Genomic DNA, 1,365 nt, shown 5'->3' with positions numbered 1-1,365 from the left:
TATGTCGGGCTCACCCCGAGTGAGCATTCTAGTCGCGATAAACGAAAACTTGGCAGCATTACAAAGTGCGGTAATGGACGCGTCAGAAACTGTTGATTGAGGGAGCGCACAGCTATCGGTATAGCGCACGAATATCCAAAGAAATGCAGGTAAGACAGGAAGGTCTACCTAAGGAGATTATCGATCAAGCATGGCAAGCGCAACTAAGGCTGTGAAAACGATATCAGAGGCTTATGAAGCGCGGTCAAAATTACAATGTGGTCGTGACCGCAATAGCCCGTGAAATGATTGCCTTTATCTGGTCGATATCACGAGAAGTCATTTGACTTAAGGTCGACCCAAAAACACGTTTATCAAGAGTACCAGCTTAATGAGTTTAGCGTTAGCGCATTGGGTCAAGCAACGAGTGTGGTGTAATCACCGACGGCGTTAGGTAGGCAATGTAGCTTCATCGCATTGATCCACGAGCATAGACTGAAGACAGACACCACGACGTAAAAAGTAAGGTCGGATAGGTTCTTTAAAAAAAGAGCAACCCACGAATACCAGCATGATAACCGTCGAAATTATCTGCTTCATCTGATGCGCTAATGCTTCTTAAACAAAAGAAGTTGACTAAAAAAGAAAAAACTCTGGCCGTGCTATCGGCAGGAATTTGTGCAGTTTGCTTGACGTGGGGAGTCATACCAACGCCCGGCTAAACGGCGTAGTAACTGTGGCGACTTTTTTGGAACAAAAAAGGTGCGACTGTTACGGAGTCCGTTTGAGCCGTTGGTTATAACTTTATTTATTTGTAGCAATATGCCACAATTAATGCAGATTGTTACAGGAGCATTAACTATGGCAACTAATAGCGTAAGATTAGACCAAGATCTTATTGAAAAAGCCACCATTATGGCTAAGGCTTACAATAGGACGCCACCAAAGCAGATTGAACATTGGGCAAAAATTGGTGAAATGATGGAAGATAACCCTGATTTGCCATATGAGTTTGTAAAGCAAGCCATTATTGCCCAAGCAGAAAAAGAAGCAGGTAAGTTGGAGCGCTACGACTTTGGCTAAAGTTGAGAATATTTTACAAACGCCAACTTTTAAAAAAGCAGTAAAGAAATTAAAACCTAACCAGAAGAAAGACTTGGATAATGCTGTAAAAGAGCTTGTTAAAGACCCACTTTTAGGTGAGCAGAAACGAGGTGATCTTGCGTTTCTTAGAGTTTATAAATTTAAGATGATTAAGCAACTTACGTTACTTGGCTATAGCTATGACGAAGGTGTACTTACCCTTGAGTTGATGGCATTAGGTTCACACGAAAACTTCTACAGGGATATCAAACGTACCTTTTAGTTTGGTGTGCCCCACGAAAA

At 42.1% G+C, this 1,365-nt stretch carries 2 protein-coding genes and 1 pseudogene; all 3 read left to right on the top strand.

The features are described from left to right. Positions 1-326: pseudogene (locus A3763_RS27220) on the top strand (transposase); the annotation flags it as partial. Between the two features lie 514 nt (positions 327-840). Next, positions 841-1,062 carry a hypothetical protein gene (locus A3763_RS25725; RefSeq protein WP_068509845.1) on the top strand — a complete coding sequence of 74 codons (222 nt, stop codon included), beginning with the start codon at positions 841-843 and terminating at the stop codon, positions 1,060-1,062. Then, positions 1,055-1,345, top strand: a complete 291-nt coding sequence (locus A3763_RS25720) for a type II toxin-antitoxin system RelE/ParE family toxin (protein ID WP_068509843.1) — start codon at positions 1,055-1,057, stop codon at positions 1,343-1,345. Before A3763_RS25725 ends, A3763_RS25720 begins: the two co-directional genes overlap by 8 nt. Positions 1,346-1,365 lie beyond the last annotated feature (20 nt).

This window comes from Oleiphilus sp. HI0128 (assembly GCF_001635365.1).
This window is presented reverse-complemented; position numbering and strand designations above follow the sequence as displayed.

Excerpts from the sequence above, each read along its gene's own strand:
- A3763_RS25725 (WP_068509845.1), top strand. The coding sequence starts at position 841 with ATGGCAACTAATAGCGTAAGATTAGACCAAGATCTTATTGAAAAAGCC.